Source organism: Streptomyces sp. NPDC050703 (genome assembly GCF_040654435.1).
GTDB lineage: Bacteria > Actinomycetota > Actinomycetes > Streptomycetales > Streptomycetaceae > Streptomyces.
Genome location: NZ_JBFAHX010000104.1, coordinates 1 through 1,969, shown reverse-complemented (window position 1 = coordinate 1,969; position 1,969 = coordinate 1). Strand labels below are relative to the sequence as shown.

At 68.8% G+C, this 1,969-nt stretch carries 1 protein-coding gene; it reads right to left on the bottom strand.

Annotated elements, in window-relative coordinates:
- A partial coding sequence (locus AB0I16_RS35750; protein WP_363253855.1) for a condensation domain-containing protein occupies window positions 1-1,969 on the bottom strand: 1,969 nt, incomplete at both ends.

The following is a 1,969-nucleotide window of genomic DNA, read 5'->3' as shown; positions in this document are numbered from 1 at the left end:
CCACCCCCTGCACCCGCAGATAATGCGCCAACCGATTCGCCCGCACCTCCAACTCCCCATAAGAAACCCCCACACCGTCCTGCACCACCGCCACCACACCCGGCGACACCACCACCCGCTCCTCGAACAAACCCAACACCGAAGACGCCCCGACCGACACCCCCGTGTCATTCCACTCCGACAGCACCCGCCGACGCTCGGTCTCGTCGAGGATCTCCACCGCGCTCAGCCGCAGCTCGGGCTCCGCCAGCAGCCCGTCAAGAACCCTGACCCAGCGGTCAGCGATCGCACGCGCGGTCTCGGCGTCGAAGAGGTCGGCCGCGACCGTCACCGCACCGTGCACCCCCATCGGTACGCCGTCGGCGTCGTACGTCTCGCCGACCATCACGTCCAGGTCGAACTTCGCCGCCGGGCGGGCGGTCGAGAGCAGCTCGACTTCGAGTCCTGGCAACTCCAAGACCGCTTCCGCGGTGTTGTGCAGTGTGAGGACCACCTGGAAAAGGGGGTGCCGGGCCAGCGACCGTGCCGGGGCAAGCTCCTCCACCAGCCGCTCGAACGGCACATCCTGATGCGCGAATGCCTGGAGCCCCGTCTCCCGCACCCGCTCAAGCACCTCGGCGAACGTCGGATCGCCGGAGAGGTCCGCACGCAGGACCAGCGTGTTGACGAAGCAACCGACCAGATCGTCGAGAGCCTCGTCCGTACGACCGGCTATCGCCGTGCCGATCGGGATGTCCGTGCCCGCACCGAGCCGCGACAACGTCACCGACAGCGCCGCCTGCAGCACCATGAAGACCGTCACGCCCTCGGCGCGGGCGGTCTCCACCATCCGCGTGTGCAGCTCCGCGGGCATCTCGAACCTGGCCGAATGCCCCTGATGCGAGGCAGCCACCGGGCGTGGCCGGTCAAACGGGAGACCCAGCTCCTCGGGTGAGCCCTCCAACGCCTGCCGCCAATGTGCGACCTGTCGTGACAGCAGGCTTGCCGCGTCGTCCTCGGACCCCAGCAACTCCCGTTGCCACAGGGCGTAATCCGCGTACTGCACCGGCAACGGCGCCCACTCCGGCGCCCCGCCCGCGCACCGTGCCGCATACGCGGACGTCAAATCACGCGCCAAGGGCCGGGCCGACCATCCGTCGCCGGTGATGTGGTGCACCACGAGAGCGAGCACGTGCTCCTCGGGACCGATTTCGAACAGCCACGCCTTCACTGGAGCCTCGGCCTCGAGATCGAAAGCGTACGAGGAGATCCGAGTGAGCGCGTCAGGCAGTTCGGTGGAGGTGATCCGGTCGGCGGGGAGTTCCCATTCGATCTCGTCCACGGAGAGGACATGCTGGTACGGCTCGCCGTCCACCACCCGGAACACCGTACGAAGCGACTCGTGGCGCACCCTCACGTCACGCAGCGCGGCGGCCAGCGCTGCCCGGTCGAGGCGTCCGGTGAGCCGCAGCGCCAGCGGACTGTTGTAGGTCTGGTTCGGGCCTTCCAACTGGCCGATGAACCAGAGCCGTCGCTGCCCGAACGACAGTGGCACCCGCTCCGGGCGCGCCATCGGTGTCAAGGCCGCACGCGCCTCCCCCGCTTCCGCGAGCCGTGCGGCGAGGCCCGCCACCGTAGGTGCCTCGAAAAGCTCGCGGATCCCCACTTCCACGCCGAGCAGTGTCCTCATCCGGCTCACGAGACGGGTGGCAAGGAGGGAGTGCCCGCCCAGCTCGAAGAAGTCGTCTTCCACGCCGACCGAGGGCAGGCCGAGGACCTGCGCGAAGGCCTGGCACAGGATCTCCTCCCGCAATGACACAGGAGCCCGGCTCGCGTCACCCGTCGTAGCCGCGTACTCGGGGGAGGGCAACGCCTTGCGGTCCAGCTTTCCGTTGCCGGTCAGCGGCAGCCCGGGCAGGACCACCACCGCGGAGGGAACCAGATACTCCGGCAGCCGGGCTGCCAGGAATTCCCGCGTTTGAGTGACGAG